This is a genomic window from Lentzea sp. NEAU-D7 (assembly GCF_026242055.1).
Taxonomy (GTDB): Bacteria; Actinomycetota; Actinomycetes; order Mycobacteriales; family Pseudonocardiaceae; genus Lentzea.
Genome location: NZ_JAPJDL010000014.1, coordinates 96178 through 119158 on the forward strand (window position 1 = coordinate 96178; position 22981 = coordinate 119158).

Sequence of the window (22981 nt, forward strand, 5' to 3'; positions counted from 1 at the left end):
ATGCATCCATACTCTTATCACACTTCTATGCTGGAGGGATGCGCAGCGGTGATCGGATCGGCGGGGACATCAAGCGCGCCGAGCAGGACCTGGTGGCCGCGAAGTCGGCGGCCGTGAAGCCCGCGGGGCTGACCGTGCCGCAGTACGCGGCGCTGCTGGCCCTGAGCGAGCACCCCGGCGCGCCCGCGGCGACGCTCGCGCGGTTGTGCCTGACCACGCCTCAGACGATGACGACGATCCTGCAGAACCTGGTCGCGCTGGGTCTCGTGGAGCGCACGTCGAACCAGTGGCAGCGCAACGTCCTGGAGAACCGGCTGACCGAGGCGGGGCAGGCGAGGTTCCGCGAGGCGGACAAGGCCGCGGTGGCGGTGGAGCAGAGGCTGGCGGACGCGTTCACCGACGAGGAGCGCGCACAGTTGCGCGCGCTCCTGCAGCGGTGCTCGGACGTGCTCAGCGAGAAGTGACGAACTCGTAGGTCTCGTCGACCATCCGCGCCAGGAAGCCGTCGCGGTCGAACTCCGGGTCGTCGTCCATGCCCGGTGGCGGCACGTGGACGAAGCCGAAGTGGCCCGCCTTCGGCACGACCCGCAGGTCCACTTCGGCCGGTGCGGTCCTGAGCACCTCGACCTCCGCGGCCGGCACGAAGGTGTCCAGTTCACCGACGTAGGCGAGCATCGGCGTCCTCACCTCGGCGAGCGCGCCGGGGGCCGCGAACCAGCCGGCGGGCGGGGTGTAGAGCACCAGGCGGCTGACACGGGAGTCCCTTGGCACGTCGAGGGGCTCGCGTTCCTCGCTCCACGGGGTCGCGCCCGCGAGGCACAGGGCCGCCCAGGCACCGATCGAGTGCCCGATCACAGCCACCTCGGCGTCCGGACCCACGTCGCGCAGGGCCTCCACCAGGCCCAGCGGGCGGGCGAGGTAGTCGTCCCAGGTGGCCTGCCGCGGGTGCAGGCGCGGGAACGACGGCGCGATCACCCGGTGGCCGCGGGCGGTGAAGTGGTCCAGCAGCGGGCGGTGCCGCTCCGGGTCGCCACCGCCACCCACGGCGAAGAGCACCACACGGTCCACAGTTCCCCCCTCAGCGGTGCGCGGCCTGTCCGGTGGGCCGCAGCAGGATCTCGTTGACGTCCACAGTGGATGGCTGGGACACGGCGTAGAGCACCGCCCTGCCAACGTCTTCCGGCGCCAGCTTCGGGTCATCCACACGCGACGCCGGGATGGCGTCGGTGTCGACGAGCCCCGGCTGCACCACCGTCACCCTGACGCCGGTGCCCACCGCCTCGGCGCGGATCGCCTGCGCCAGCCCGGTGATCGCCCACTTCGTCGCCGAGTACAGGTTGCCAGGGCGCACGCCGCGGCCGGCGGCGGACCCCGTCATCACGAGGTGGCCGCCGGAACGGACCAGCGCGGGCATCGCGGCACGGGCCGTGAAGGCCGGTCCGCAGACGTTCGTGACGACCATGTCCGTCCATTCGGAAGGCTCGGCACCCGCCGAAGAGACGAACGACGTGTCCACCGAAACGCCCGCGTTGGCGAAGACGACGTCGATCCGGCCCCAGCGGGACTCCACACGGGACATGAGATCCTGCACGGAACTCCAGGAAGAAACGTCGCATCGGGCGTCCCAGCCGCGATCACCGACAGATTCTTCGGCCGAACGGGAGGCCCGGACCACGCGATAGCCCACCTGGGCGGCCAGGGAGGCGGTCGCCGCCCCGATTCCGCGGGAAGCACCGGTCACCACGAAGACGTTTTCCATGATCCGGAACCCTAGTCAGGGAAACGTCAGTGCCGCCTGTTTTGATGTCGCCCATGACTTTGAACCGCAGGTCCGTGTTCGGGCTGGGAACCGTCGCGGCCGCGACGGCCGTGCTCGGCTCCAACGGTGCAGCACAAGCGCAGGAAGACGCGGAGGTAGAGATCGAACGCTCCCCGGCGACGGCCGACCGGTCGCGCAAGCGCGTGGCCCAGATCTACAGGCGGCAGACCCGCAAGGCGCGGGGCACGTGGTCGTCGCTGATCACGGTCGCCGACCTCGACGGCACGACGAAGGCCGCCGTCGACGAGAACGCCGACGTGGTCGTCGAGGCCTACAGCGTCAACAAGATCGCCGTCGCCGTCGCCGTGCTGGACAAGGTGGACCGCGGGCTGATCACGCTCGACCAGACGGTCACGGTGTCGGCCGCGATCGTCATCCAGGACACCGACGGGATCTTCGCGCTCGACGGCGCGTACCCGAGCCAGGTCACGGTCGGCCACGCGCTCGCGAACCTGCTGACCGTGTCGGACAACACCGCGGTCCGCCTGTGCGGCCTGGTCGTGCCGGCGCTGGAGCTCAACGAGATCCTGCGGTCCAAGGGCTTCGTGCACACCCAGGTCGTCCCGGTCGCGAACCCGAACCGGTTCTTCCTCGGCACCACGACGGCGCGCGAGACGCACACGTTGCTGCAGAAGCTCGTCGACGGTCAGCTGCTCTCTGCAGCGTCCACCGCGTACCTGCTGAACATCCTGCGCGCCACGGCCAGCTTCACCGACGGCGTGCGGCTCAACCTCACGACGAACGAGCGCCTGCGGGTGGCCACGAAGGCCGGGTGGTTCGAGGACGGCCGCAACGAGGCCGGAATCATGTTCAGCGCGGACAACCGGGCGATCCTGATCTACTCGATGTTCGCGTCCGGCGAGTTCTCCGGCGACAAGGCCGTGAACGACGAGGACTTCAGCACCACGCACCCGGCCGTCGCGGCCCGCGCGGAGCTCGGGCGCAGCATGTTCGACGCCGTCATCAAGATCACGACCACGCGCCCGAAGCACCGCGCGAAGGTCTACCGGTTCTTCAACGGCGGCTGATTTCCTGAGAATTATCTGAAACATCGACCAAAGAGCACCCGTTTTCGGATATACAGACAGCTTCGCCGGGGTCGGTCGTCGCCGCCGTCGACGACCGGCTTCCCCGCGCGTTGCAGTTAGAGCGCCGGTTCCACAACGTCGTGGTACCTGCGTGTCACCTCCTCGATCACCTCGTCGAAGTCCGCCGCCCAGACGGCCGCGTTGAAGATCTCGACCTCGACGTCACCGGAGTACCCGGTCGCCGCGACCTGCCGGGTCAGCCGGGCCAGGTCGATGTCCCCGTCACCGGGATAACCGCGCCCGAGCAGGACGTCCGCGGGCACGGGGGTGAGCCAGTCGCACACCTGGTACGACGCGATCAGCCGTCCCGCCCGGGCGATCTGCTCGTCCACGGCCGGGTCCCACCACACGTGCAGCGCGTCCACGACGACGCCGACCGACTCGTGCCGTTCGGCGATGTCCAGCGCCTGGGCCAACGTCGAGAGCACGCCGCGGTCCGCGCAGAACACCGGGTGCATCGGTTCCAGCGCCAGCACCACGCCCGCCTGCTCCGCGTGCACCGACAGCTCCGCGATGGCGTCGGCGACGCGCTGACGTGCGCCGACGAGGTCCTTGTCGCCCGCCACTCCCCCGACGACCATGACCAGCGTGCCGGTCCGCAACGCCGCCGCCTCGTCGATGGCGCGGCGGTTGTCGTCGAGTGCGCTCCGGTTGTCCACGGCCGTGAGGAACCCGCCGCGGCACAACGACGACACGCGCAGCCCCGCGTCCCGGACGATCTTGGCGGTGCGTTCCAGGCCGTGGTCGGCGACCGGTTCGCGCCACAGCCCGATCGACTCGATCCCGTGCCGCGCACAGCCGTCGACGGCTTCGGCGACCGTGGCGCGTTTGATCGTGGCCTGGTTCAGCGAGAGGCGAGCCATCGGCTCCACCGCCGTTCCGCGAACTCCGGGTCGACCACGCCGGCGATCTCCGCGAGCCGTTTCGCCTCGGCCAGGTGTTCCACGCTGCGCGCGTTTTCCAGACCGCCGATGAGCTGGAACCGCTCCTGGTGCCCGGCGAGCCACGCCAGGAACACCACGCCCGTTTTGTAGTAGTACGTCGGTGCGCTGAACAGATGGCGGGACAACGGAACGGTCGGCGCCATGATCCGGTGGAACTCTTCGGTATCCCCCTCCGCCAGCTTCGCGAGCGCCTTCGCCGCCACCGGGGCGATCGGGTCGAAGATGCCGAGCAACGCGTCGCTGTGGCCCTGCTCGTCGCCCGCGATCAGGTCCGGGTAGTGGAAGTCGTCGCCGGTGTAGCAGCGGACGCCGTCCGGCAGCGCGCGCCGCAGCCCGATCTCGTGCCCGGCGTCGAGCAGCGAGACCTTCACGCCGTCGACCTTGTCCGGCCGCGAGCGGATGATCTCCAGGAAGTTCCGGGTGGCCTGCGGGACGTCGGCCGAACCCCAGTAGCCCTCCAGCTGCGGGTCGAACGCGGTGCCGAGCCAGTGCAGGATCACCGGTTCGCTGACGCGGTCGAGCAACGTGCCGTAGACCTTCTCGTAGTCCTCGGGCCCCCGCGCCGCCGCCGCGAGCCGGCGTGAGCACATCAGGACGGGCTGGGCGCCGGCCTCCTGGACGACGTCGAGCTGTTCCAGGTAGGCGTTCAGCACGTCGTCGAGGCCTGCCTCACCGGTCAGCTGGTCGGTCGCGACACCCGCGCAGATCCGACCCGTCTTCTCGGCGGCACTGCGGCGGATGAGCTCGGCGGCCGTCGGCCAGTCCAGCCCCATGCCGCGTTGCGCGGTGTCCATGGCCTCCGCGACGCCCAGGCCGTGCGACCAGAGGTGATGCCGGAACGCGAGGGTCGCGTCCCAGTCGACCGTGCGCTCGTCCTCGGCCACGACGTGCGCCGCGGCGAACGCGACGCGGTCGACCCCGCTCCGGCTAGACATCGGCGATCTCCACCCGGCGACCCTCCGAAGAGGACCGCAGACCGGCCGCGGCCAACGCGACACCGCGGGCGCCGGCGCGGAAGTCGTGCGGGAACGGCGCGCCCTCGTAGACGTGGCGCAGGAACTCCGCCCACTGCACCTTGAAGCCGTTGTCGAACTCCTCGTTGTCCGGCACCTGCTGCCACTGCTCGCGGAACGGGTGCGCGACCGGGAGGTCCGGGTTCCACACGGGTTTCGGCGTGACGGCGCGGGGCTGCACGAAGCACTCGCGCAGCCCCGCGACCGCACTCCCCTCGGTGCCGTCCACTTGGAACTCGACGAGCTCGTCGCGGCGCACCCGCACGCACCAGGACGAGTTGATCTGGGCGATGACGCCGTTCGCGATCTCGAAGATCCCGTACGCGGCGTCGTCCGCGGTCGCCTCGTAGGCGTTGTCCTGCTCGTCCCACCGGGTCGGAATGTGCGTCACGGCCTTCGCGGTGACGGCCTCGACCCGGCCGAACAGGTTGTGCAGCAGGTAGCTCCAGTGGCAGAACATGTCCGCGACGATGCCGCCGCCGTCCTCCGCCCGGTAGTTCCAGCTCGGGCGTTGCGCGGACTGCCAGTCGCCCTCGAAGACCCAGTAGCCGAACTCGCCGCGCACGCTGAGGATGCGGCCGAAGAAACCACCGTCGATCAGCCGCTTGAGCTTGCGGATGCCCGGCAGGTACAGCTTGTCGGCCACCACGCCGTGCCGCACGCCCCTGGCGTCGGCCAGCCGCCCGAGCGCGAGCGCCTCCTCGACGGTCTCGCTGACCGGCTTCTCGGTGTAGACGTGCTTGCCCGCCTCGATCGCCTTGGTGATCGACTCGACGTGCCTCGACGTGACCTGAGAGTCGAAGTAGATCTCGACCGACGGGTCGGCCAGCGCACCGTCGAGGTCCGTCGTCCAGTGCGCGAGGTCGTGGCGCTCGGCGATCTCCTTGAGCTTGTCGCCGTTGCGGCCCACGAGGACCGGTTCCACCTTCAGCACGGTCCCGTCCCGCAACCGCACGCCCTCGTCGCGCAACGGCAGCAGCGAGCGGACCAGGTGCTGGCGGTACCCCATCCGCCCGGTGACGCCGTTGACCGCCACGCCAATGGTCCGTTCCGCCATCGCACCTCCCTGGTAGCAGCGCTGGAAAGCGCTTTCCCGCCACGCTAATCGCGGCGCTTCACGGACGTCAACCTCCTCGCGAGTTAGTCTCAGCGCTCACATGCAGGTTGACGGAGGTGGTCGTGTCCGCCCGACAGGTGACGCTCGCCGAGGTGGCGAAGCAGGCGGGTGTGTCGTTGGCGACCGCTTCTCGCGTGCTCAACGGCAGCACGCGGCAGGTGAGCGAGGACCTGAGCGAGCGCGTCCTGCGCACCGCGGAGGAGCTCGGCTACGTGCCGAACGCGTCCGCGCAGGCGCTGGCCCGCAACTCCAGCTCGCTGGTCGGGCTGGTGGTCCACGACATCACCGACCCGTACTTCTCGTGCATCGCGGCGGGGGTGACGCGGGTGGCCGAGGAGGCAGGGCTCGTCGTCGTGCTCGGCACGACCGGGCGCCGTCCCGAACGCGAGGCGGAGCTGCTGTCCACGTTGCGCGCGCATCGCGCCCGTGCGGTGGTGCTGGCCGGTTCCCGCACCACGGACCGTGCGGCGCAGTCGCGGCTGGCAGCCGAGATCGACGCGTTCACCGAGCAGGGCGGGCGCGTCGCGTGCGTGTCGCAGGCGAAGCTCGGCACCGACACGGTCGTTCCCGGCAACCGCGCAGGCGGTCGCGCCCTGGCCCGTGCGCTGGCCGGGCTCGGGCACAAGAAGTTCGCCGTGCTGGGTGGTCCTTCCGAGCTCGTCGTGGCCCGCGACCGGCTCGCGGGGTTCAAGGCGGGGCTCGCCGACGCGGGCATCGCGCCGCCCGTGGTGGTCAACGGCGCCTTCACCCGTGACGGCGGGTACGCCGCCGCGATGGAGCTGCTGGCGTCGAAGTCGCGCGCCACCTGCGTGTTCGCCGTGACGGACGTGATGGCGATGGGCGCGATGGCCGCGCTGCGCGAGCGTGGCGTGCGCATTCCGGAGGACATCTCGATCGCCGGGTTCGACGACATCCCGACGCTGCGCGACACGGTTCCGGCACTGTCCACCGTGCGACTGCCGCTGGAGGAGATGGGCGAGATCGCCGCAGGTCTCGTGCTGGACGCCGGGGGTGACGAGGCACGCACCGTCCGGGTGGCGGGTGAGGTGGTGCTCCGGGCGTCGACTGCTCACAATTAGACTCGTCTGGCTGTTCACGTACTTAGTCATGAGGAGTTGAGCCGTCCCCATGGGGTCTGGCCCCGGCTGGCATACCAACCCGGTCCCTTGTTCCCGCTGTTCAGGAGCACGTAGGTGACCGGAATCCTTCTGAGCGTGCTCGGTCTGGTCGCCGTCGTGGCACTGACCGCGGGCACCTTCATCGCGGTCGCGGCGGAGTTCTCGCTGACCGCGCTGGAACGAAGCACCGTCGAACGTCACGTGGCCGAGGTGGGCGACGCCAAGGCGCACACCATCGATCGTGCGCATCGCACTCTCTCGTTCCAGCTCTCCGGCGCACAGCTCGCCATCACGCTGACGACGCTGATCACCGGTTACATCGCGGAGCCCGCGATCGCGAACCTGATCGAGCCCGGACTCACGGCGCTCGGCGCGTCCGGGGCGCTGGCGGACGGTCTGTCGCTGGCTCTGGCGCTGGCGATCGCCACGTCGTTGTCGATGGTGTTCGGCGAGCTCGTGCCCAAGAACCTGGCGATCGCGAAGCCGCTGGAGACCGCGCGCGGCGTGGTCGGCATCCAGGCGGGGTTCTCCACGGTCTTCCGCTGGTTGATCCACTGGATGAACAACTCGGCGAACTGGCTGGTGCGGCGTCTGGGCGTCGAGCCGGTGGAGGAGCTGGCGTCCGCGCGGTCGCCCGAGGAGCTGGGCGCGCTCGTCCGCACGTCGGCCGAGCACGGCACGCTGGACCAGGGCACCGCGGTGCTGCTGGACCGGTCGTTGCGCTTCGGTGACCGGACGGCCGGCGAGCTGATGACGCCGCGCGTGCAGGTCGAGGCGTTGCGGGCCGACGCGACGGTCGCGGACCTCGTGGTGAAGGCGCGGGAGACGGGCTTCTCGCGGTTCCCCGTGCACAACGGCTCGCTGGACGAGGTGAGCGGGATCGTGCACGTGAAGCAGGCCTTCGCGGTGCCCGCCGCGCTGCGCACGTCCACGCCGCTGTCGGCGGTGACCCGGCCCGTGTACTCGGTGCCGGAGACGCTGGAGGGCGACGCCCTGCTGGACCGGCTGCGGGCGTCCGGGCTGCAGACGGCGCTGGTCGTCGACGAGTACGGCGGCACGGCCGGCATGGTGACGCTGGAGGACGTGGTCGAGGAGATCGTCGGCGACGTGCGCGACGAACACGACCGCGGCGAGGCGGCGCCGGTGCGGTCGCTCGGTTCGAACAGCTGGATCGTGTCCGGGCTGCTGCGCGACGACGAGGTGGCGGACGCGACCGGGTTCCAGATGCCCGAGGGCGACTACGAGACGCTGGCCGGCCTGGTGCTGGCGCGGCTCGGCCGGATCCCGGACGTCGGCGACGAGATTCGCGTCGGCGGCTGGAGGGTGACCGTCATGCGGATGGACAAGCACCGCGTGGCCGAGCTCCGGGTGGTGTCGTCCTCGTGAACTTCCTCATCATCGCTCTGCTGCTCGCGGGCAACGCGTTCTTCGTCGGTGCCGAGTTCGCGGTGATCACCGCGCGCCGGGACCGGCTGGAGGCGTTGGCGGACAAGGGGTCCTCCCGCGCCCGCACCGCGATCAAGGCGTCACAGCAGCTGCCGTTGCTGATCGCGGGCGCGCAGCTGGGCATCACACTGTGCTCCCTCGGGCTCGGTGCGATCGCCGAGCCCGCGCTGGCTTCCGTTCTTGAGGGGCCCCTCCGGGCCGTCGGGCTGCCGCTGGCCGTGGTGCACGGTGTGGCGTTCGCGGTGGCGTTGGTCATCGTCGTCGCGCTGCACACGATCCTCGGCGAGATGGTGCCGAAGAACCTCGCGATCGCCGGTCCCGAGCGGGCCGCGGTGTGGCTGGTTCCGGTGCACTACGGGTTCTCGCGGATGATCGCGCCGGCGTTGGCCCTGTTCACGGCCGTGGGCCGGTGGGTGCTGCGCCGGTTCGGCGTGGAGCCGGTCGACGAGCTGGAGTCGGCCTACACGCCGGACGAGCTGGCGTTGCTGATCGGCCAGTCCCGTTCCGAGGGCCTGCTGGAGGACTCGGAGCACCGGCGGCTGGCGCAGACGCTGTCGTCCGCCGCCCGCACCGTGGCCGACGTGCTGGTTCCGCTGGACCGGCTCACGACGGTGTCCGCGTCGCCGACCGTGGGCGAGATCGAGGCCGCCGTCGCGGAGACCGGGTTCTCGCGGTTCCCCGTGCTCGCCGAGACCGGGCTGGTCGGGTACCTGCACGTCAAGGACGTGCTGGACCTGGAGGGCGCGGAGACTTCGGTGCCGCGTGACCGGGTGCGCGGGTTGCCCGAGGTGCCCGCCGAGGCCCGGCTGGACGAGGCTCTGGCCGCGTTGCGCCGCGCCCAGTCGCACCTCGCGCGCGCGGTGAGCGCGGACGGCACGGTGCTCGGTGTCGTGGCGATGGAGGACCTGCTGGAGGAGTACGTGGGCACGGTGCGCGACGGCACGCACGTGCGCTGGGTCTAGAGACTCCTGCCGAGGGCGTCGAGCAGGGCGTTGGTGCCCTGCTCGCGCCACTCGGGCCGATCGAGGCCGTCGAAGAAGGCGCCGTGCTCGGTGACCGTCAGCGTGGTCTTGCCATCGCTCTGCTCGAACTCCATGGTCGCGAGGCTGACGCTGGCGCGCTTTTCGTCCTGGTGCATTGAGTACGTGGACACGATGCGTTCGTGGTGCCGGATGTCCTCGTAGCGCGCGCTGTAGGCGTGCACGGTGCCGTCCGGGGCGGTGCCGGCGACGTGTTCCGTGCCGCCCTCCCGGAAGTCCAGGGTGTGTCCCGTCGACTCCCAGTCGTCGGGCGAGACGAACCACCTGGACTTGCTCGCCTGGTCGGCCCACGCCTGCCAGACCTTGCCGATCGGCGCCGCGTAGGTGCGTTCGATGGTGAACGAGGCGTGCTTGACGCTCATGTCTCCTCCAGGAATGTCCCGAGCCGGTCGAGCCTGCGCTCCCAGCCGGTGCGTTGGGTCGTCAGCCATCCCTCGGCCGCGCGCAGGGCCTGCGGCGCGATCTGACACGTCCTCGTGCGGCCCTGCTTGCTGGTCGTGACCAGGCCCGCCTCTTCGAGGACCTTCAGGTGCTGCACCACCGCCGGGAGCGACATGGCGAACGGCTCCTTGAGCTCGCTGACCGTCGCCGGGCCCCGGCACAGCCGCTCGACCACCGCGCGGCGGGTGGGGTCCGCCAGCGCGTGGAACAGCCGGTCGAGCTGATGGTTAAGCATGTTCTTAAGTATTACTCGACCTGTCAAGGCGCGGTGCGGATCTCCAGCAGCACGCAGCCCACGTCCGTCCGGTAGGGACCGTGCGGCATGCCCGGACGGCGGCTCGCGAAGTCGCCCGCGTGGAACGTCCTGCCCAGCGTCAGGTCGGTGAGCTCGCCCTCCAGCAGGTAGACCTCCTCGTGGTAGTCGTGGCGGATCACGCCCGACGTCTCGAGGCCCGGTTCCCAGCGCGCGATCCTCGTCAGGGTCGACGTGTCCGGGTCGCGGCTCAGGACCCGTTCGGTGACGCCCGGATCGGCCGGCCGCCAGTCGAGCCCACCGGTCGGGAAGAACTCGTGCTCCTCGCGCATCACAGCCTCCGGTTCGCCAGCACGGGCAGCTTCGCGCGGACCTCGTCGACGAGGCGAACGTCCACATCGGACACGATGGTGCCCGGCGCGCCGCCGAGCCGCTCGCGCACGACGCCCAGCGGGTCGGCCACCGCGCTGCGGCCGATCCCCGTCGGGGCCGCGCCGTGGTCGGCGTCCGGGTCGGCCTGGCCGCAGGCGAGGACCCAGGAGGTCGCGTCCAGGGCACGGGCGCGGACCAGGAGGTCCCACTGCTCCGCCTTGCCGGGGCCCGCTCCCCAGGAAGCGCCGAGCAGGATGACGGGCGCGGTGCCGGCCAGCGCGCGGAAGAGTTCGGGGAACCGCACGTCGTAGCAGGTGGCCAGGCCGATCGTGGTGCCGTCCACCTCGAACGTCACGGGCTTCTCGCCGGGGGTGACGGTGTCGGACTCGCGGAAGCCGAAGGCGTCGAACAGGTGCATCTTGTCGTAGCCGAGGTGCAGGCCCGCACCGGTGACGAGCGTCGTGTTGGCGACCCTGTCCCCCTCGCCCGGCGTGAACATGCCGGCGACCACCACCACGTCGTGCTCGTCGGCGATCTCGCGGACCGCCGTCGCCCACGGGCCGTCCAGGGGTTCGGCGACCGGCTTCAGCGGCACGCCGAAGCGGCACTGGGTGGCTTCCGGGAAGTGCACGACCCTTGCGCCTTTCGCGGCAGCGCCGGCTACTTCGGTGCGCACGGTGGCAAGGTTCTGCCGCACATCAGCGGTGGAGCTGATCTGGCAGAGCGCGAAACGCATGATCCTCCTCTGGTATACATGTTGTATGCAGGCCGCGGCCAGAGATAGTGATGGCTTGTCCGGCAGGGACAAGGCCTACGAGTTCCTGAAGGACACGATCCTCGCCGACCCCGAGATGCAGGGGCGGTTCATCAGCGAGCAGGACGTCGCCAACCAGATCGGCGTCTCCCGCACGCCGATCCGCGAGGCCCTGCTGCTGCTCGCGGCCGAAGACCTCGTGCAGCTCGTGCCGAAGAAGGGTGCGTACGTCGCGCCGTTGTCCTCGCGGCAGATCAGCGAGTTGATGGAGCTGCGCGGCGTCATCGAGCGGTACGCCGCCGAGCGCACGATGGGCGAGGGCACCGTTCCGCTGCGGCAGATGCAGGAGCTCATCGAGCAGCAGCGTTTCCTGGTCGAGGACGCGCGGCAGTTCATCGACGTCGACAGGCAGTTCCACGCGCTGTTGGTGGCGGCGACGGGCAACGAGCTGTTGACGAAGACCTACGAGGGGCTGCGTGCACGGCAGGTTCGCGCGGGTGTGGTCGCGTTGTACCGGGCGCACGGCAGGCAGCAGGCCGTGATCGACGAGCACGACGAGATCGTGGCCGCGCTCGAGTCCGGAGACGTCGGCGCGGCCACCGCGGCGATCACCGCTCACTTGGACACCACGCTGAAGGTGCTGCTCAACGGCTGAACCTCCTCCTCCGGGCGGGGATCACGGCCCAGCCAGAGCCCTGCCAGCGTCACCACGCACGCCACGCTGACGTAGAGGCCGACCACCACCCACGTGCCGAACCCGGCCAGCAACGCGGTGAAGAGCAAGGGGGCGACGGCGCCGCCGATCACACCGGCCAGCGTGTAGGCGAGCGAGCTTCCGGTGTAGCGCAGGCGTTCGGTGAACTGCTCGGCGATGAACGCGGCCTGCGGCCCGTACATGAACGCGTGGAAGCCCAGGCCCACCACGACACCGAGCACGATCAGCGGCCACGACCGGGTGTCGATCAGCGGGAACAGCACGAACGGCCACACCGCGCCGCAGACCGCGGCCACCGCGTAGAGGCCGCGCCGGTTGACCTTGTCCGACAGCCAGCCGGCGAGCGGCATCAGGAACAGCTGGAAGCCCGAGGCGATCAGCACCGCGACGAGGCCGACGTTGCGCGGCAGCTTCAGCTGGGTCGTGAGGTAGGTCAGCACGAAGACGGTGTGCAGCGCGTACAGCACGTCCGGGCCGACGCGGCACAGCACGGCCGCGACCAGCGGCCGCGTCTGCGTGCGGAACACCTCGCTGATCGGCGCGGCCGGGCGGTCGCCGCGCGCCTCGATCGCCTTGAAGACCGGGGTCTCCTCCAGCTTCACGCGGATCCAGAGGCCGAAGATCACCAGCACCGCGGACAGCAGGAACGCCACGCGCCAGCCCCACGACATGAACGCGGCGTCGGACAGCGCGACGCCGAGGAGCGCGAGCACGCCGTTGGCCATCAGGTTGCCGGCGGGCGGGCCGATCTGCGCGGCCGACGCCCAGAAGCCGCGCTGCCTCGGATCGCCGTACTCGCTGGACAGCAGCACCGCGCCACCCCACTCGCCGCCGAGACCGACGCCCTGCGCGAACCGCAGCAGCACGAGCAGCACACCGGCCGCGGGGCCGATCGCGGCGTGCGTCGGCAACAGGCCGATGAGCAGCGTCGCGATACCGGTGATCAGCAACGTCGTGACGAGCACGCGTTTGCGGCCGATCTTGTCGCCGAGCCGGCCGAACAGGAACCCGCCGAGCGGCCGGGACAGGTAGCCGACGGCGTACGTCGAGAACGCGAGCAGCGTCGCGGTGAGCGGTTCGGAGCTCGGGAAGAACAACGGGCCGAGGACGACGGCCGCGGCGACGTTGTAGATCGCGAAGTCGTACCACTCCAGGGCGGTACCGGAGAGCGAAGCCACGAAGGCGCGCACCAACGCCGAACGCGGTACGTCCGGTGCGGTGGCTCGCGGTGCTGAACCTTCATTTGATGTCACTGGCGGCATGGCGTAATACTGCCTGTATACAACTCGTATGCGCAAGGAGTACCGCATGTCTACCGTCCGTACACAGGCCACCGCACTGCAGTTCGACCTTCCTGACGGCACCGTCGCCGAGGTCGCCGTGACGACCTTGCTGAACGGCGGCTACGCCGGTCGCAGCCAGGAGGACGTGGCCGCTCACGTGCGCGAACTGGCCGAACTGGGGGTGCCTGCGCCGTCCGTGACGCCGAGCCTCTACCCCGTCTCGCCGTACCTCGCGCAGCAGACGTCGTCCGTTCCCGCGCAACACGGCAAGACGTCCGGCGAGGCCGAGTGGGCGCTCGTCGTGACCGCGGACGACGTCCTGCTGACCGTCGCCTGCGACCACACGGACCGCGCGCTGGAGGTGCACGGCGTCGCGTGGAGCAAGAACGCCGGACCGGACGTGCTGGGCCGGAAGGCGTGGCGGCTGTCCGAGGTCGCGGACCGGATCGACTCGATCGAGCTCACCGCCTGGGCGGACGGCGTGGAGATCCAGCGCGGCACCCTGGCCGAGCTGCTGACCCCGCAGTACTGGGTGGAGCGGCTGCGCGAACTGGGTCAGCTCGAGCCCGGCACCGTGCTGCTGTCCGGCACGATCCCGATGCACCACGGCGTGGACCAGTTCGCCTCGAAGTGGCGCGTCGAGCTGCGCGACCCGGCGACCGGCGACGTCCTCGACTGCGAGTACGAGGTCACGCGGCTGCCCGACCCCATCGGCTGAGCCCTCGGTATGCCCCTCCCGGACCCGTGTCGATCCGGGGACGGCCGCGTTCGACGTCCCTGTGAAGGACCACGACAGGGAGGCACAGAAGATGAGCAACGTCTACACGGGCGCCAGCACCTCGATCGACGGCTACGTCTCAGGCCCGGACTTCTCCGGCTTCGACAGGCTGTTCGCCTGGTACGAGGCGGGCGACGTGGCGTTCACGGTCCCGACCGGCGCCATGACCGTCCACCTCACGCCGGCCAGCGCCGCGTACTTCGGCGGGCTGATCCAGGCGACCGGCGCGTTGGTGGTGGGGCGCAAGCTCTACGACTTCACCAACGGCTGGGGCGGCCAGCACCCGATGGGCGTTCACACCGTCGTGCTCACCCATCGGCCGTTGGAGGACAACGAACACTTCACGTTCGTCAGCGGCGGCATCGAGGAAGCCGTCGCGGTGGCCCGGAAGCACGCCGGAGACAAGGGCGTCGGCCTGAACTCGGGCGAGATCGCGCGGCAGGCCATCGACGCGGGCCTGGTGGACGAGATCTTCCTCGACCTGGTGCCGGTGATCCTCGGCGGAGGCACGCCGTTCTTCGCGCCCGGCAAGGGGTACCAGCTGGAGGGCCCCGTCTCCGTAATTGAGAGCGCTTCGGTCACGCACCTGCGCTACAAAGTCAGGTATGAAGCTCCGGAGACTGACTGACGCGGACTCGAAGGAGCTGTTCCAGGCCATCACGGAGTCGCTCGCACACCTGGAGGTGTGGATGCCGTGGGCGGCCGGCGGCTACGACGCGTCGACGCTCGCGGAGTTCCTCGCCGACGCCGAGAGCGGCTGGGAGCGCGGGACGCTGTTCCCGCACGTCATCACCGTCGACGACGCGATCGTCGGCCTCGTGACGGCGAGCCGCGACGGCCGGGACGATCTCGTGGAGATCGGCTACTGGCTGCACCCCGCGCACACCGGGCGAGGCCACGCCACGGCGGCGACGGCGGAGCTGGTGGAGTTCGCGTTCGCGCTGGAGGGCGTGCGCAGGGTCCAGATCTGGCACGACGAGGCCAACGTCGCGAGCAGCGGTGTGCCGCGGCGGCTCGGGTTCACCGAGATAGACCGCCGCACACCGCCGCGCGAGCCCGCGATCGGCAACCGCGTCGGGGTGGACGTCGTGTGGGAGCTGCGCCGCTAGGCCTTGTCCCCGGAAGTTCGTCCGGTGGCAGGCGCGGGCGAGAGCCCCGGAGGCGGCGCCGCTCGTTCGGCGGGAGGCGCGGGAGCTCGGTCAGCCTCAGGCGGCCAGCGAGGCCTTCACCGCGCGGGCGCCCTCGTCGGCGAGCACTTCCTCGTCACCGTTCTCGATCGCCCGCAGCACCTGGGAGACGACGTCCCGCGGCGCGATCTTGGGCGCGTCGATGCCGTCGGTCATGTCGGTGTCGATGAAGCCCACGTGCACCCCGATGACGTTGGTTCCCTGCTCCCGCAGGTCCTCCCTCGTCGACTTCGTGAGCGACCAGCCCGCCGCCTTCGACGCCGCGTAGCCGCGCCAGGCCGGACGGCCGACCCACGACAGGATGCTCAGGACGTTGACGAGGGTGCCTCCGCCGTTGGCCTTCAGGACGGGCGCGAACGCGTCCGTCGTGCGGACGAGACCGTAGAAGTTGACCTCGAACTCCGCCCTGATGCTGTCCACGTCCTCGCCCCCGACGAGCACGCCGGCGTTGTTGACGACGATGGAGACGTCGCCGAGCTCCTTCGCCGCGGCCGCGACGGACGCGTCGTCCGTGACGTCCAGCCGGATCGGGACGACACCCTCGTCCACGACGGACGCCGGATTGCGCGCACCGGCGTAGACCTTCGCCCCGCGCTTCGCGAACTCCTGCGCGAACGCCCGGCCGAGCCCGCGGTTGGCCCCGGTCACCAGCACTGCCACACCGTTGAAGTCCATGACCCCTACCTCCTAAGTTGGCTTTCCCAACTCACACTAGCGGCGTAAGTTGGATTTTCCAACCCACTGATAGGATGGCCACATGGCACCTCGAAGCTGCTCCATCGCGAACGCACTGGGAGTCGTGGGCGAGCGCTGGTCGCTGCTGGCGCTGCGCGAGGTCTTCCTCGGCGTCACCCGCTTCGACCAGATCGCCGCGAACACCGGTGCCTCACGCGATGTGCTGACCGTGCGGCTGAAGAAGCTGGTCGCCGCCGGGGTGCTGGAGAAGCACCAGTACTCCGAACACCCGCCACGGCACGAATACGTGCTCACGGACTCGGGGCGCGCGCTGCACAACGTGATGCTCATGCTCAAGGAGTGGGGCGACGCGTACGTGACGGAGGGGCCGCTCCCCCTCGTGTGGGAACACTCGTGCGGCGCCGTGCTGGAGCCACGAGTGGTGTGCGCGGAATGCGGCGAGGAAGCCACATCCGAGTCACTGACCCGTGCGGCGGAGCCGACCCACTAAGTTGGGCGGCATGAGCGAGGACGACGAGGACGAGTTCGCCGAGGACGACGACTTCGAGGACGAGGAAGACCCGGACGACCTCTTCGCCGTCACACCCGAGCCGCGCACCGTCTGCCACCTGTGCGGGGGCGCGAGCTACATCGCCGCGCCGACGCTCGCGATCATCGGCGGCGCGCCGCGGACCGTCGACAACGGGCGGGAGTGCCCGCACTGCAACGGCGCGCGGACGTTCACCGGGCTCGTGCCTCCGCTCTAGGCCGCGTCCCGGAGGTTCGTCCGGTGGCAGGCGCGGGCGAGAGACCCGGCCCTCGGCCGCTGCTGCCGCCCGACGGGACTACCGGGCTCGTGCCGCCGCTCTAGCCCTGTTCTCGGCGTGCCAGTCGACGAACTCGGTCACCGGCAGGCGCGCCACCTCGGCGCCGATGACGTCCAGGGCCAGGTCGGAGGCCCGCTTGAAGCGCACGCAGGCCTTGCCCATGTCGAGCTTCTTGCCGGTCGCCGCCCACCGGGCGCGGAACGACTCCTCGAACTCCTCCATCACCGTGGTCAGGTAGACGGAGAAGTAGCGCTTCTGGGCGCCGAGGGCGACGTAGAGAAGCGGCTTCTTGTTGTACGTCGGGCCGCTCACCTCCAGCGGCACCGCGTAGACGATCAGGCCCCAGTCCATCATCTCGACGTAGCCGTCGGGCAGGTTGGCGAGGACGACGTCCCGCACCACCTCCAGCTCGGCACGCTGCTCATCAGGCAGTTCGGCGAGGTACTGGGCGACCGTGGAGGCCTGGCTCTTCACCATTCGCGTACGGTAATCGGTCGTGGAAGTCCTGACCCGAGCCGAATGGCACCAATTGCGCGACTCGCACGTCGCGCGCATGCGCCGGTTCACGGGGCCGCATCAGGAGCGGAAGCTCCGCAAAGAGAAGCACCCGGTCATGGACTTCCTCTTCACCTACTACAGCCATCGGCCCGTGCGGCTCGAACGCTGGCATCCGGGGCCCGGCGTCGTCCTGGAGGACGCGGCGGAGTACCTGGAGTTCCCGCACTACAAGGCGACGCCCGAGGGCGTCGCGCTCGACGTCGAGAGCTTCGTCGGGCAGCGGGCGAAGACGCTGGAGTTCGTGCAGGACCTGCTCACGGCGACGCTGAGCAGGCCCGCCCGCCTCGGCTGCTTCGGGCTGCACGAGTGGGCGATGGTCTACCGGCAGCAGCCTGAGGAGGTCCGGCACAACGCGTGGCCGCTCAGGCTGGGCAGCGACGGCACCGACCAGGTGGTCGAGGCGAGCCGGATCCAGTGCGGGCACTTCGACGCGTTCCGGTTCTTCACACGCCCGGCCCGGCCGCGCAACGCTCTGCAGCCCACCCGCGACGAGCAGTTGCTGAACGAGCAGCCCGGATGTCTGCACGCGAACATGGACCTGTTCAAGTGGGCTTACAAACTGGAGCCGGCGACGCCGTCCGACCTCGTCGCCGACTGCTTCGAACTGGCCGCTGACGTGCGCGAACTCGACATGCAGGCCTCCCCGTACGACCTGGCCGGGCTCGGGTACTCCCCGGTGCGGATCGAGACGCCGGAGGGGCGCGCGGAGTACGTGCGGCGGCAGGCCGAGTTCGCTGAGCGGGCACGACCGTTGCGAGAACGGCTCATCTCCGTTTGCCAGTCGATACGTGGAGTGACTTCACTTCGCTGACGAAGTTCACCTGTTAGCGTGATTGGCGGTCGTCGGGGGCCGCTGAGTAGTTGTGAGGGATCGATGTCTCGACACCGCGCTCTGCGGGCGAAGGTGAAGCGCGGAATCGCCAAGTGGCCCGTGCTCATCGTCGTGCTCGTGGTGCTGCTTGGCCTCAGCTGGCTCGCCCTGTCGTGGGCCGGCAGTGTGCTCGACAAGCGCTCTCAGGCCCTGGCCCAGAACTGCAGCGAGGGTGACTCGGTGCTGCGCGTCTCCGTGACGCCCAGCGTCGCGGAAGCCGTAAGGGACGTCGCACGCGCGTACAGCGCGACACGGCCCGTGGTGTACGACCACTGCATCGCGATCGAAGTGATCTCCGCGGACTCCTCCGCGGTGCTGGAAGGCCTGACGACGACCTGGGACGAGCAGAAGCTCGGCAAGCGCCCGCACGCGTGGCTGCCCGACTCGACGCTGTGGGCGAACCGGCTGTCCGCGCTGAACGCGAAGCTCGTCGGCTCGGCGCCGAAGTCCGTCGGCACGTCCCCGGTGCTGCTCGCGGCCCCCGAGGCCGCCGCGCCGGTGCTGAAGGACTTCCGCTGGTCGGACATGCCCGGGGTGACGGACTGGACCAAGTTCGGCCAGCCCTGGGGCCGGTTCAGCGTCGCGATGCCCGATCCGTCCGCCAACACGTCGTCCGCGCTCGCGATCCAGGCGGCGCTGGCCGGCGGCAAGGGCCCGGTCACCGCGGAGTCGCTCGGATCGGACGCCGCGAAGTCCTCGCTGACCAAGCTCGCCGCCACCGTGCCGCCGGAGGTTCCGCCCACGACGCGGGACGCGTTGCGGCGCCTGGGCGACAGCGCGACGGTCAACGCGGCGGGCTTCTCGGCCACGCCGGTGTCCGAAGTGGACCTGTTCAAGCACAACACCGGCAAGGAGGCGCCGTCGAAGCCGCTGGTGGGCGTGCTGCCCGCCGGACCGGCCCCGGTGGCGGACTTCCCGTACGTCGCGCTGGGCGGCAGCGAGGTCGGCGAGGCGGAAGTGCGTGCGGCGCAGGCGTTCCGCGACTTCATGACCGAAGCACCGCAGCAGGCGATCCTGGCGCGCGGCGGTCTGCGGGTGGAGTCCACTCAGGACCGCCCGTCGCCTTCCCCGGGCGTGTCCTGGTCCCCCGTCACGGAGAACCTGGTCGCCGCCGACGCGACGACCACGCAGCAGATCTCCTCGGCCTGGGCCTCGGCGGACCGCGGCGGACAGGTCGTCACCGTGCTGGCGGACGTCTCGACGTCGATGAAGCCCAGGCTGGACAAGGTGAAGGCGGCCCTGCGCGGCCAGGTCGACAGGTCGGTGTCGGGATCGTTCGGGCTGTGGGAGTTCGCCCGCGACCTCGACGGGTCGAAGCCGCACAAGCAGCTCGTCGCCACCGGTCCCGTCAGCGAGAAGCGCGAAGCGTTGCGCAGGTCGATCGACGCGCTCAAGACGGCGGAGGGCTCGCAGCTCTACACCGCGCTGGCGGCCTGCTACGAGACGGCGCACGACGGGTACGTGGCCGGGCGGGTCAACCGGGTCGTGGTGATCACCGACGGCACCTCGGACGGCGGGATCGACCTGGCCGCGCTGAAGGAGCAGCTGCACGGGACGGACCTGCCGGTCAGCTTCATCGCCATCGGCGGCGAGGTCGACAAGGCGGCGCTGACGGACATCGCGCAGACGACCGGCGGGTCGGTGTCGGTGGTCGAGGACGTGGACGGCGTGGAGGCGGCGCTCGGTCAGGTGCTGTCGACGAAGGCCTGACCGAGCGCGACCGGTCGCTCAGGCGGCGGTGCGGGGGGGGGGGGGGGGGGGGCGCGCGGGGGGGGGCCCCCCCCCCCGCCCCCCCCCCCCGCGACCGGTCGCTCAGGCGGCGTTGAAGCGGTCGGGGTCCGGACCGGTGCGGGTCCCGTTGTCGAGCTCGGTGATGACGAGCATGTCGTCCTGGGCCAGCTCGAAGTCGAAGATGTCGATGTTCTCCTTGATCCGGTACGGCGTGACGGACTTCGGGATCACGACGTTGCCGAGCTGGACGTGCCAGCGCAGCACGATCTGGGCCGGGGTCTTGCCGTACTTCTCGGCGAGACCGGTGATGTCCGGCTGGCGCAGCAGCGCGCCCTGCGCCAGCGGTGACCACGCCTCGGTGACGATGCGGTGCGTCACGTGCACCTTGCGCATCTCCTCCTGCTGCAGGAACGGGTGCAGCTCGATCTGGTTCACCGCCGGGGTGGTCGGGAACTCGTCGAACAGGCGCTGCAGGTGCGGCGTGTGGAAGTTCGAGACGCCGATCGCGCGCACGCGGCCGTCGGCGTAGAGCTTCTCCATGGCGCGCCACGACTCGGCGTAGAGGTCGCGCCGGGGGGTCGGCCAGTGGATGAGGTAGAGGTCGAGCACGTCGAGGCGCAGGCGGCGCATGCTCTCGTCGAACGCGCGCAGCGTGGCGTCGTGCCCCTGGTCGGCGTTCCACAGCTTGGTCGTGATGAACAGGCCGGGCACGCCGGCGATCGCGTCGCCGACGCCGGACTCGTTGCCGTAGGCCGCGGCGGTGTCGATGCTGCGGTAGCCGGCCTCGATCGCCGTCGTCACGGCACCGGCCACCTGGTCCTCCGGCACCTGGTAGACGCCGAAGCCGAGTTGAGGGATCCGTACTCCGTTGTTCAACGCAATCAGCGGAACCATGCGCGTAGCTTCGCATCGTTGTAGACGTCCTGCATCGCCTTGATTGTCGCGACGAGTTCGCGTCTCACCTCGCCCGGCGCCAGGACCTCCACGTCCGCACCGAATTTGAGCAGGTCAGCCACAGCGTGGCGGTGCGACTCGGTGGGGAAGCCGAACTCCTCCCCCGGTTCGGGCGCGGCGTCTCGGATGACGCGGGCCTGGTGGCCGCTGAGCAGGTACTGGGTCTTGTCCAGTCCTGAGCGCGTCATGCGGACCGTGACGCGCTCTCCGTACATGCGGGCCTCGAACTGCTCCGACCACTCTGCCCAGAACCGCGCGAGGTCGAAGTCGCCGGGACGGTCGAACGACTCCGGTGTGACCTCGAGCGCGAGCACGCGCGAGACGCGGTAGGTGCGGCCGCTGCCCACGAAGTACCAGGTGCCGGCCTTCAGCACGAGCCCGTAGGGGTCCACCTCGCGCTCGACGGTCTGGTCGCCCCAGCGCAGGTAGGTCATGCGGACCCTGCGCTGCTCCCAGACGGCGTCGGCGATGGTGGCGAGGTGCTCGGTGGGTTCGTCGCCGCGGAACCACGTCGGGGTGTCGAGGTGGAAGCGCTGGCGGATCTGCTCGGCCTTGCCGCGCAGTTCGGTCGGGAGCGCGGCGAGGAGCTTGAGCTGGGCCGCGGCCGCGAACTCCCCCAGCCCCAGCGCTTGGGCGGGGCCGGGAAGGCCCGCGAGGAACAACGACTGCGCCTCATCGGTCGTCAGGCCGGTCAGCCGGGTGCGGTAGCCGTCGACCAGCTGGTAGCCGCCCGCGGGGCCGCGGTCGGCGTAGATCGGGATGCCGGAGGCGGAGAGGGCCTCGACGTCGCGGTAGATCGTGCGCGGCGAGACCTCCAGCTCGGACGCCAGTTCGTCGGCCGTCATCCGGCCCCTGGACTGCAGGAGCAGGAGGACCTGGAGAAGCCTGCCGGATTTCACGGGATGAACCTGACACGATCTGTCAGGAATTACCAGCAGAGTGGCCCGCATGAAGGCAACCGGAACCATCGAAGTGAAGAGCTGGGACGAGAAGACCTGGGACGGCCGGTCCTACCAGGAGGTCGAAGGGCGCAAGCTCACCGAGGCGCACGTCCAGTTCACCTACGCGGGTGACGTCAGCGGCGTCGGCAGCTGCCGGTACCTCATGTACTACGGCGACGACGTGGCGTGGACGACCGCGATCGAGGAGGTCGCCACCGACGCGGGCACGCTGGTGCTGCGGCACGTCGGCGCGTACCGGTCCTCTGTGGAGGCCGTGATCGAGGTCGTCGACGGCACCGGGAAGTACCTGAACGCGCGAGGTGCGGTGACGGTGGACTGGGCGCAGGATGGCAGCGGCACCTACACCCTGGAGTACGAGGTCTGAAGATGACCAACGCCCCTCTCTACGACGCGGCCAAGGAACGGATCACCGCGCTGGTGTCCGGCGCTGATCCCCAGACGCCCGTGGCGGCGACGCCCGGCTGGTCGGTCAAGGACGTGGTGGCGCACCTCGCCGGCGGTCTGCGCGACTTCGCGGACCGCCGGTTCGACGGTGTCGAGTCCGGCGAGTGGGGCGAACGGCAGGTGCGCGACCGGCGCGGCAACTCGCTGGCCGACGCCTTCGCCGAGTGGGACGCGAACCTGGAGCTGGCCCGGCCGCTGTTCGACACGCCGATGGGGCCGGACCTCCTGACGGAGGTGATCGCGCACGAGCACGACCTCCGCGCGGCACTGGGCGTGCCGGGCGGGCGGGACGGCGTCGAGGTGCGCGCGGCGCTGGTGCGGCCGTTGCAGCGGCTCGACCAGCGGATGCGGGAGAACGGCGTGCCGGCGTTGCGGATCACGCTGGAGCACGGCGACCGCGTGCTCGGGCACGGCGACCCCGCCGGGACGTTGCGGGCGACGTCGTTCGAGCTGATGCGGGCCGTCGGCGGGAGGCGGTCGGCCGACCAGATCAAGGCGCTGGACTGGGACGGCGATCCGGACGTGTGGATCTCCTCGCTGGCGTTGTCCGGACGGCACCGGCCGGAGCCGTTCGAGGAGTAGCTTCCTCCG

The 22981-nt window shown here is 70.3% G+C and carries 29 protein-coding genes; 15 read left to right on the top strand and 14 right to left on the bottom strand.

Features of this window, described 5'->3' with window-relative positions; all coding sequences use genetic code 11:
• The first annotated feature begins 38 nt into the window (after nt 1-38).
• Nucleotides 39-464: a MarR family winged helix-turn-helix transcriptional regulator gene (locus tag ORI60_RS26490; protein WP_266040693.1), complete on the top strand. Its 426-nt coding sequence runs from the start codon at nt 39-41 to the stop codon at nt 462-464.
• On the opposite strand, the gene ORI60_RS26495 is transcribed toward ORI60_RS26490, so the two are convergent.
• Nucleotides 451-1068: an alpha/beta hydrolase family protein gene (locus ORI60_RS26495; RefSeq protein WP_266040694.1), complete on the bottom strand. Its 618-nt coding sequence runs from the start codon at nt 1066-1068 to the stop codon at nt 451-453. The genes ORI60_RS26490 and ORI60_RS26495 overlap by 14 nt on opposite strands.
• A 10-nt stretch (nt 1069-1078) precedes the next feature.
• Nucleotides 1079-1759, bottom strand: a complete 681-nt coding sequence (locus ORI60_RS26500) for an SDR family oxidoreductase (protein ID WP_416234493.1) — start codon at nt 1757-1759, stop codon at nt 1079-1081.
• Between the two features lie 53 nt (nt 1760-1812).
• Between ORI60_RS26500 and ORI60_RS26505 the strand changes: the two genes are divergently transcribed.
• Nucleotides 1813-2847, top strand: a complete 1035-nt coding sequence (locus tag ORI60_RS26505; protein WP_266040696.1) for a serine hydrolase — start codon at nt 1813-1815, stop codon at nt 2845-2847.
• A gap of 116 nt (nt 2848-2963) precedes the next feature.
• On the opposite strand, the gene ORI60_RS26510 is transcribed toward ORI60_RS26505, so the two are convergent.
• The 3 genes from ORI60_RS26510 to ORI60_RS26520 are packed head-to-tail and all read right to left on the bottom strand — an operon-like array spanning nt 2964 to nt 5921.
• Entirely contained in the window at nt 2964-3770 is an 807-nt protein-coding gene (locus ORI60_RS26510) for a sugar phosphate isomerase/epimerase family protein (RefSeq protein ID WP_266040697.1), read from the bottom strand.
• Nucleotides 3752-4786: a dihydrodipicolinate synthase family protein gene (locus ORI60_RS26515; RefSeq protein WP_266040698.1), complete on the bottom strand. Its 1035-nt coding sequence runs from the start codon at nt 4784-4786 to the stop codon at nt 3752-3754. Before ORI60_RS26515 ends, ORI60_RS26510 begins: the two co-directional genes overlap by 19 nt.
• Complete coding sequence (locus ORI60_RS26520; protein WP_266040699.1) at nt 4779-5921, bottom strand: Gfo/Idh/MocA family protein; 1143 nt, start codon at nt 5919-5921, stop codon at nt 4779-4781. Before ORI60_RS26520 ends, ORI60_RS26515 begins: the two co-directional genes overlap by 8 nt.
• 122 nt (nt 5922-6043) lie before the next feature.
• Here ORI60_RS26520 and ORI60_RS26525 point away from each other — a divergent pair, with 122 nt between their 5' ends.
• From ORI60_RS26525 to ORI60_RS26535, 3 genes are all read left to right on the top strand, one after another.
• On the top strand, nt 6044-7060 hold the full coding sequence (locus ORI60_RS26525; RefSeq protein ID WP_266040701.1) for a LacI family DNA-binding transcriptional regulator: 1017 nt from the start codon (nt 6044-6046) through the stop codon (nt 7058-7060).
• 114 nt (nt 7061-7174) lie between these two features.
• Complete coding sequence (locus ORI60_RS26530; protein WP_266040703.1) at nt 7175-8485, top strand: hemolysin family protein; 1311 nt, start codon at nt 7175-7177, stop codon at nt 8483-8485.
• Nucleotides 8482-9507: a hemolysin family protein gene (locus ORI60_RS26535; RefSeq protein ID WP_266040704.1), complete on the top strand. Its 1026-nt coding sequence runs from the start codon at nt 8482-8484 to the stop codon at nt 9505-9507. Before ORI60_RS26530 ends, ORI60_RS26535 begins: the two co-directional genes overlap by 4 nt.
• Here the strand turns inward: ORI60_RS26535 and ORI60_RS26540 are convergent.
• From ORI60_RS26540 to ORI60_RS26555, 4 genes are read right to left on the bottom strand one after another with little or no spacing between them, the layout of a single operon-like run.
• A complete protein-coding gene (locus tag ORI60_RS26540) occupies nt 9504-9947 on the bottom strand; it encodes an SRPBCC family protein (protein WP_266040705.1) in 444 nt (147 codons plus the stop codon). The two genes, ORI60_RS26535 and ORI60_RS26540, sit on opposite strands and share 4 nt — an antisense overlap.
• Nucleotides 9944-10261 carry an ArsR/SmtB family transcription factor gene (locus tag ORI60_RS26545; RefSeq protein ID WP_266040707.1) on the bottom strand — a complete coding sequence of 106 codons (318 nt, stop codon included), beginning with the start codon at nt 10259-10261 and terminating at the stop codon, nt 9944-9946. The genes ORI60_RS26540 and ORI60_RS26545 overlap by 4 nt, the downstream gene beginning before the upstream one ends.
• Before the next feature lie 23 nt (nt 10262-10284).
• Nucleotides 10285-10611, bottom strand: a complete 327-nt coding sequence (locus ORI60_RS26550; protein ID WP_266040708.1) for a cupin domain-containing protein — start codon at nt 10609-10611, stop codon at nt 10285-10287.
• Nucleotides 10611-11387 (bottom strand): carbon-nitrogen hydrolase family protein, encoded by a 777-nt coding sequence (locus tag ORI60_RS26555; RefSeq protein WP_266040709.1) that lies wholly within the window; start codon nt 11385-11387, stop codon nt 10611-10613. Before ORI60_RS26555 ends, ORI60_RS26550 begins: the two co-directional genes overlap by 1 nt.
• Nucleotides 11388-11442: 55 nt before the next feature.
• On the opposite strand from ORI60_RS26555, the gene ORI60_RS26560 reads away from it, so the two are divergent.
• Nucleotides 11443-12060: a GntR family transcriptional regulator gene (locus tag ORI60_RS26560; protein ID WP_266040711.1), complete on the top strand. Its 618-nt coding sequence runs from the start codon at nt 11443-11445 to the stop codon at nt 12058-12060.
• On the opposite strand, the gene ORI60_RS26565 is transcribed toward ORI60_RS26560, so the two are convergent.
• Entirely contained in the window at nt 12021-13382 is a 1362-nt protein-coding gene (locus ORI60_RS26565) for an MFS transporter (RefSeq protein WP_266040713.1), read from the bottom strand. The genes ORI60_RS26560 and ORI60_RS26565 overlap by 40 nt on opposite strands.
• Nucleotides 13383-13428: 46 nt before the next feature.
• On the opposite strand from ORI60_RS26565, the gene ORI60_RS26570 reads away from it, so the two are divergent.
• From ORI60_RS26570 to ORI60_RS26580, 3 genes are all read left to right on the top strand, one after another.
• A complete protein-coding gene (locus ORI60_RS26570) occupies nt 13429-14121 on the top strand; it encodes a DUF2848 domain-containing protein (protein ID WP_266040715.1) in 693 nt (230 codons plus the stop codon).
• 91 nt (nt 14122-14212) lie between these two features.
• A complete protein-coding gene (locus ORI60_RS26575; RefSeq protein ID WP_266040717.1) occupies nt 14213-14809 on the top strand; it encodes a dihydrofolate reductase family protein in 597 nt (198 codons plus the stop codon).
• Nucleotides 14787-15290 carry a GNAT family N-acetyltransferase gene (locus ORI60_RS26580; RefSeq protein WP_266040718.1) on the top strand — a complete coding sequence of 168 codons (504 nt, stop codon included), beginning with the start codon at nt 14787-14789 and terminating at the stop codon, nt 15288-15290. Before ORI60_RS26575 ends, ORI60_RS26580 begins: the two co-directional genes overlap by 23 nt.
• Nucleotides 15291-15386: 96 nt before the next feature.
• On the opposite strand, the gene ORI60_RS26585 is transcribed toward ORI60_RS26580, so the two are convergent.
• Nucleotides 15387-16043: an SDR family oxidoreductase gene (locus ORI60_RS26585; protein ID WP_266040720.1), complete on the bottom strand. Its 657-nt coding sequence runs from the start codon at nt 16041-16043 to the stop codon at nt 15387-15389.
• Between the two features lie 82 nt (nt 16044-16125).
• On the opposite strand from ORI60_RS26585, the gene ORI60_RS26590 reads away from it, so the two are divergent.
• Entirely contained in the window at nt 16126-16554 is a 429-nt protein-coding gene (locus ORI60_RS26590) for a winged helix-turn-helix transcriptional regulator (RefSeq protein ID WP_266040722.1), read from the top strand.
• Nucleotides 16555-16564: 10 nt separating this feature from the next.
• Nucleotides 16565-16810 (top strand): hypothetical protein, encoded by a 246-nt coding sequence (locus tag ORI60_RS26595; protein ID WP_084401880.1) that lies wholly within the window; start codon nt 16565-16567, stop codon nt 16808-16810.
• Between the two features lie 78 nt (nt 16811-16888).
• Here the strand turns inward: ORI60_RS26595 and ORI60_RS26600 are convergent, their stop codons facing one another.
• Nucleotides 16889-17347: a DUF1801 domain-containing protein gene (locus tag ORI60_RS26600; protein ID WP_266040726.1), complete on the bottom strand. Its 459-nt coding sequence runs from the start codon at nt 17345-17347 to the stop codon at nt 16889-16891.
• Nucleotides 17348-17423: 76 nt separating this feature from the next.
• Between ORI60_RS26600 and ORI60_RS26605 the strand changes: the two genes are divergently transcribed.
• Both ORI60_RS26605 and ORI60_RS26610 read left to right on the top strand, forming a co-directional pair.
• Complete coding sequence (locus ORI60_RS26605) at nt 17424-18239, top strand: 3-methyladenine DNA glycosylase (protein ID WP_266040847.1); 816 nt, start codon at nt 17424-17426, stop codon at nt 18237-18239.
• Between the two features lie 63 nt (nt 18240-18302).
• Complete coding sequence (locus tag ORI60_RS26610) at nt 18303-20009, top strand: substrate-binding domain-containing protein (RefSeq protein ID WP_266040727.1); 1707 nt, start codon at nt 18303-18305, stop codon at nt 20007-20009.
• Between the two features lie 102 nt (nt 20010-20111).
• Here ORI60_RS26610 and ORI60_RS26615 read toward each other — a convergent pair whose 3' ends face one another.
• The gene (locus tag ORI60_RS26615; protein ID WP_266040728.1) at nt 20112-20924 is read right to left on the bottom strand and encodes an aldo/keto reductase; all 813 of its coding nucleotides are present in this window, start codon (nt 20922-20924) and stop codon (nt 20112-20114) included.
• Nucleotides 20912-21883 carry a helix-turn-helix transcriptional regulator gene (locus ORI60_RS26620; RefSeq protein ID WP_266040729.1) on the bottom strand — a complete coding sequence of 324 codons (972 nt, stop codon included), beginning with the start codon at nt 21881-21883 and terminating at the stop codon, nt 20912-20914. Before ORI60_RS26620 ends, ORI60_RS26615 begins: the two co-directional genes overlap by 13 nt.
• Before the next feature lie 49 nt (nt 21884-21932).
• On the opposite strand from ORI60_RS26620, the gene ORI60_RS26625 reads away from it, so the two are divergent.
• Together ORI60_RS26625 and ORI60_RS26630 are read left to right on the top strand one after the other, a co-directional pair.
• Entirely contained in the window at nt 21933-22310 is a 378-nt protein-coding gene (locus tag ORI60_RS26625) for a DUF3224 domain-containing protein (RefSeq protein ID WP_266040730.1), read from the top strand.
• A gap of 2 nt (nt 22311-22312) precedes the next feature.
• Nucleotides 22313-22972, top strand: a complete 660-nt coding sequence (locus ORI60_RS26630) for a maleylpyruvate isomerase family mycothiol-dependent enzyme (RefSeq protein WP_266040732.1) — start codon at nt 22313-22315, stop codon at nt 22970-22972.
• Nucleotides 22973-22981 lie beyond the last annotated feature (9 nt).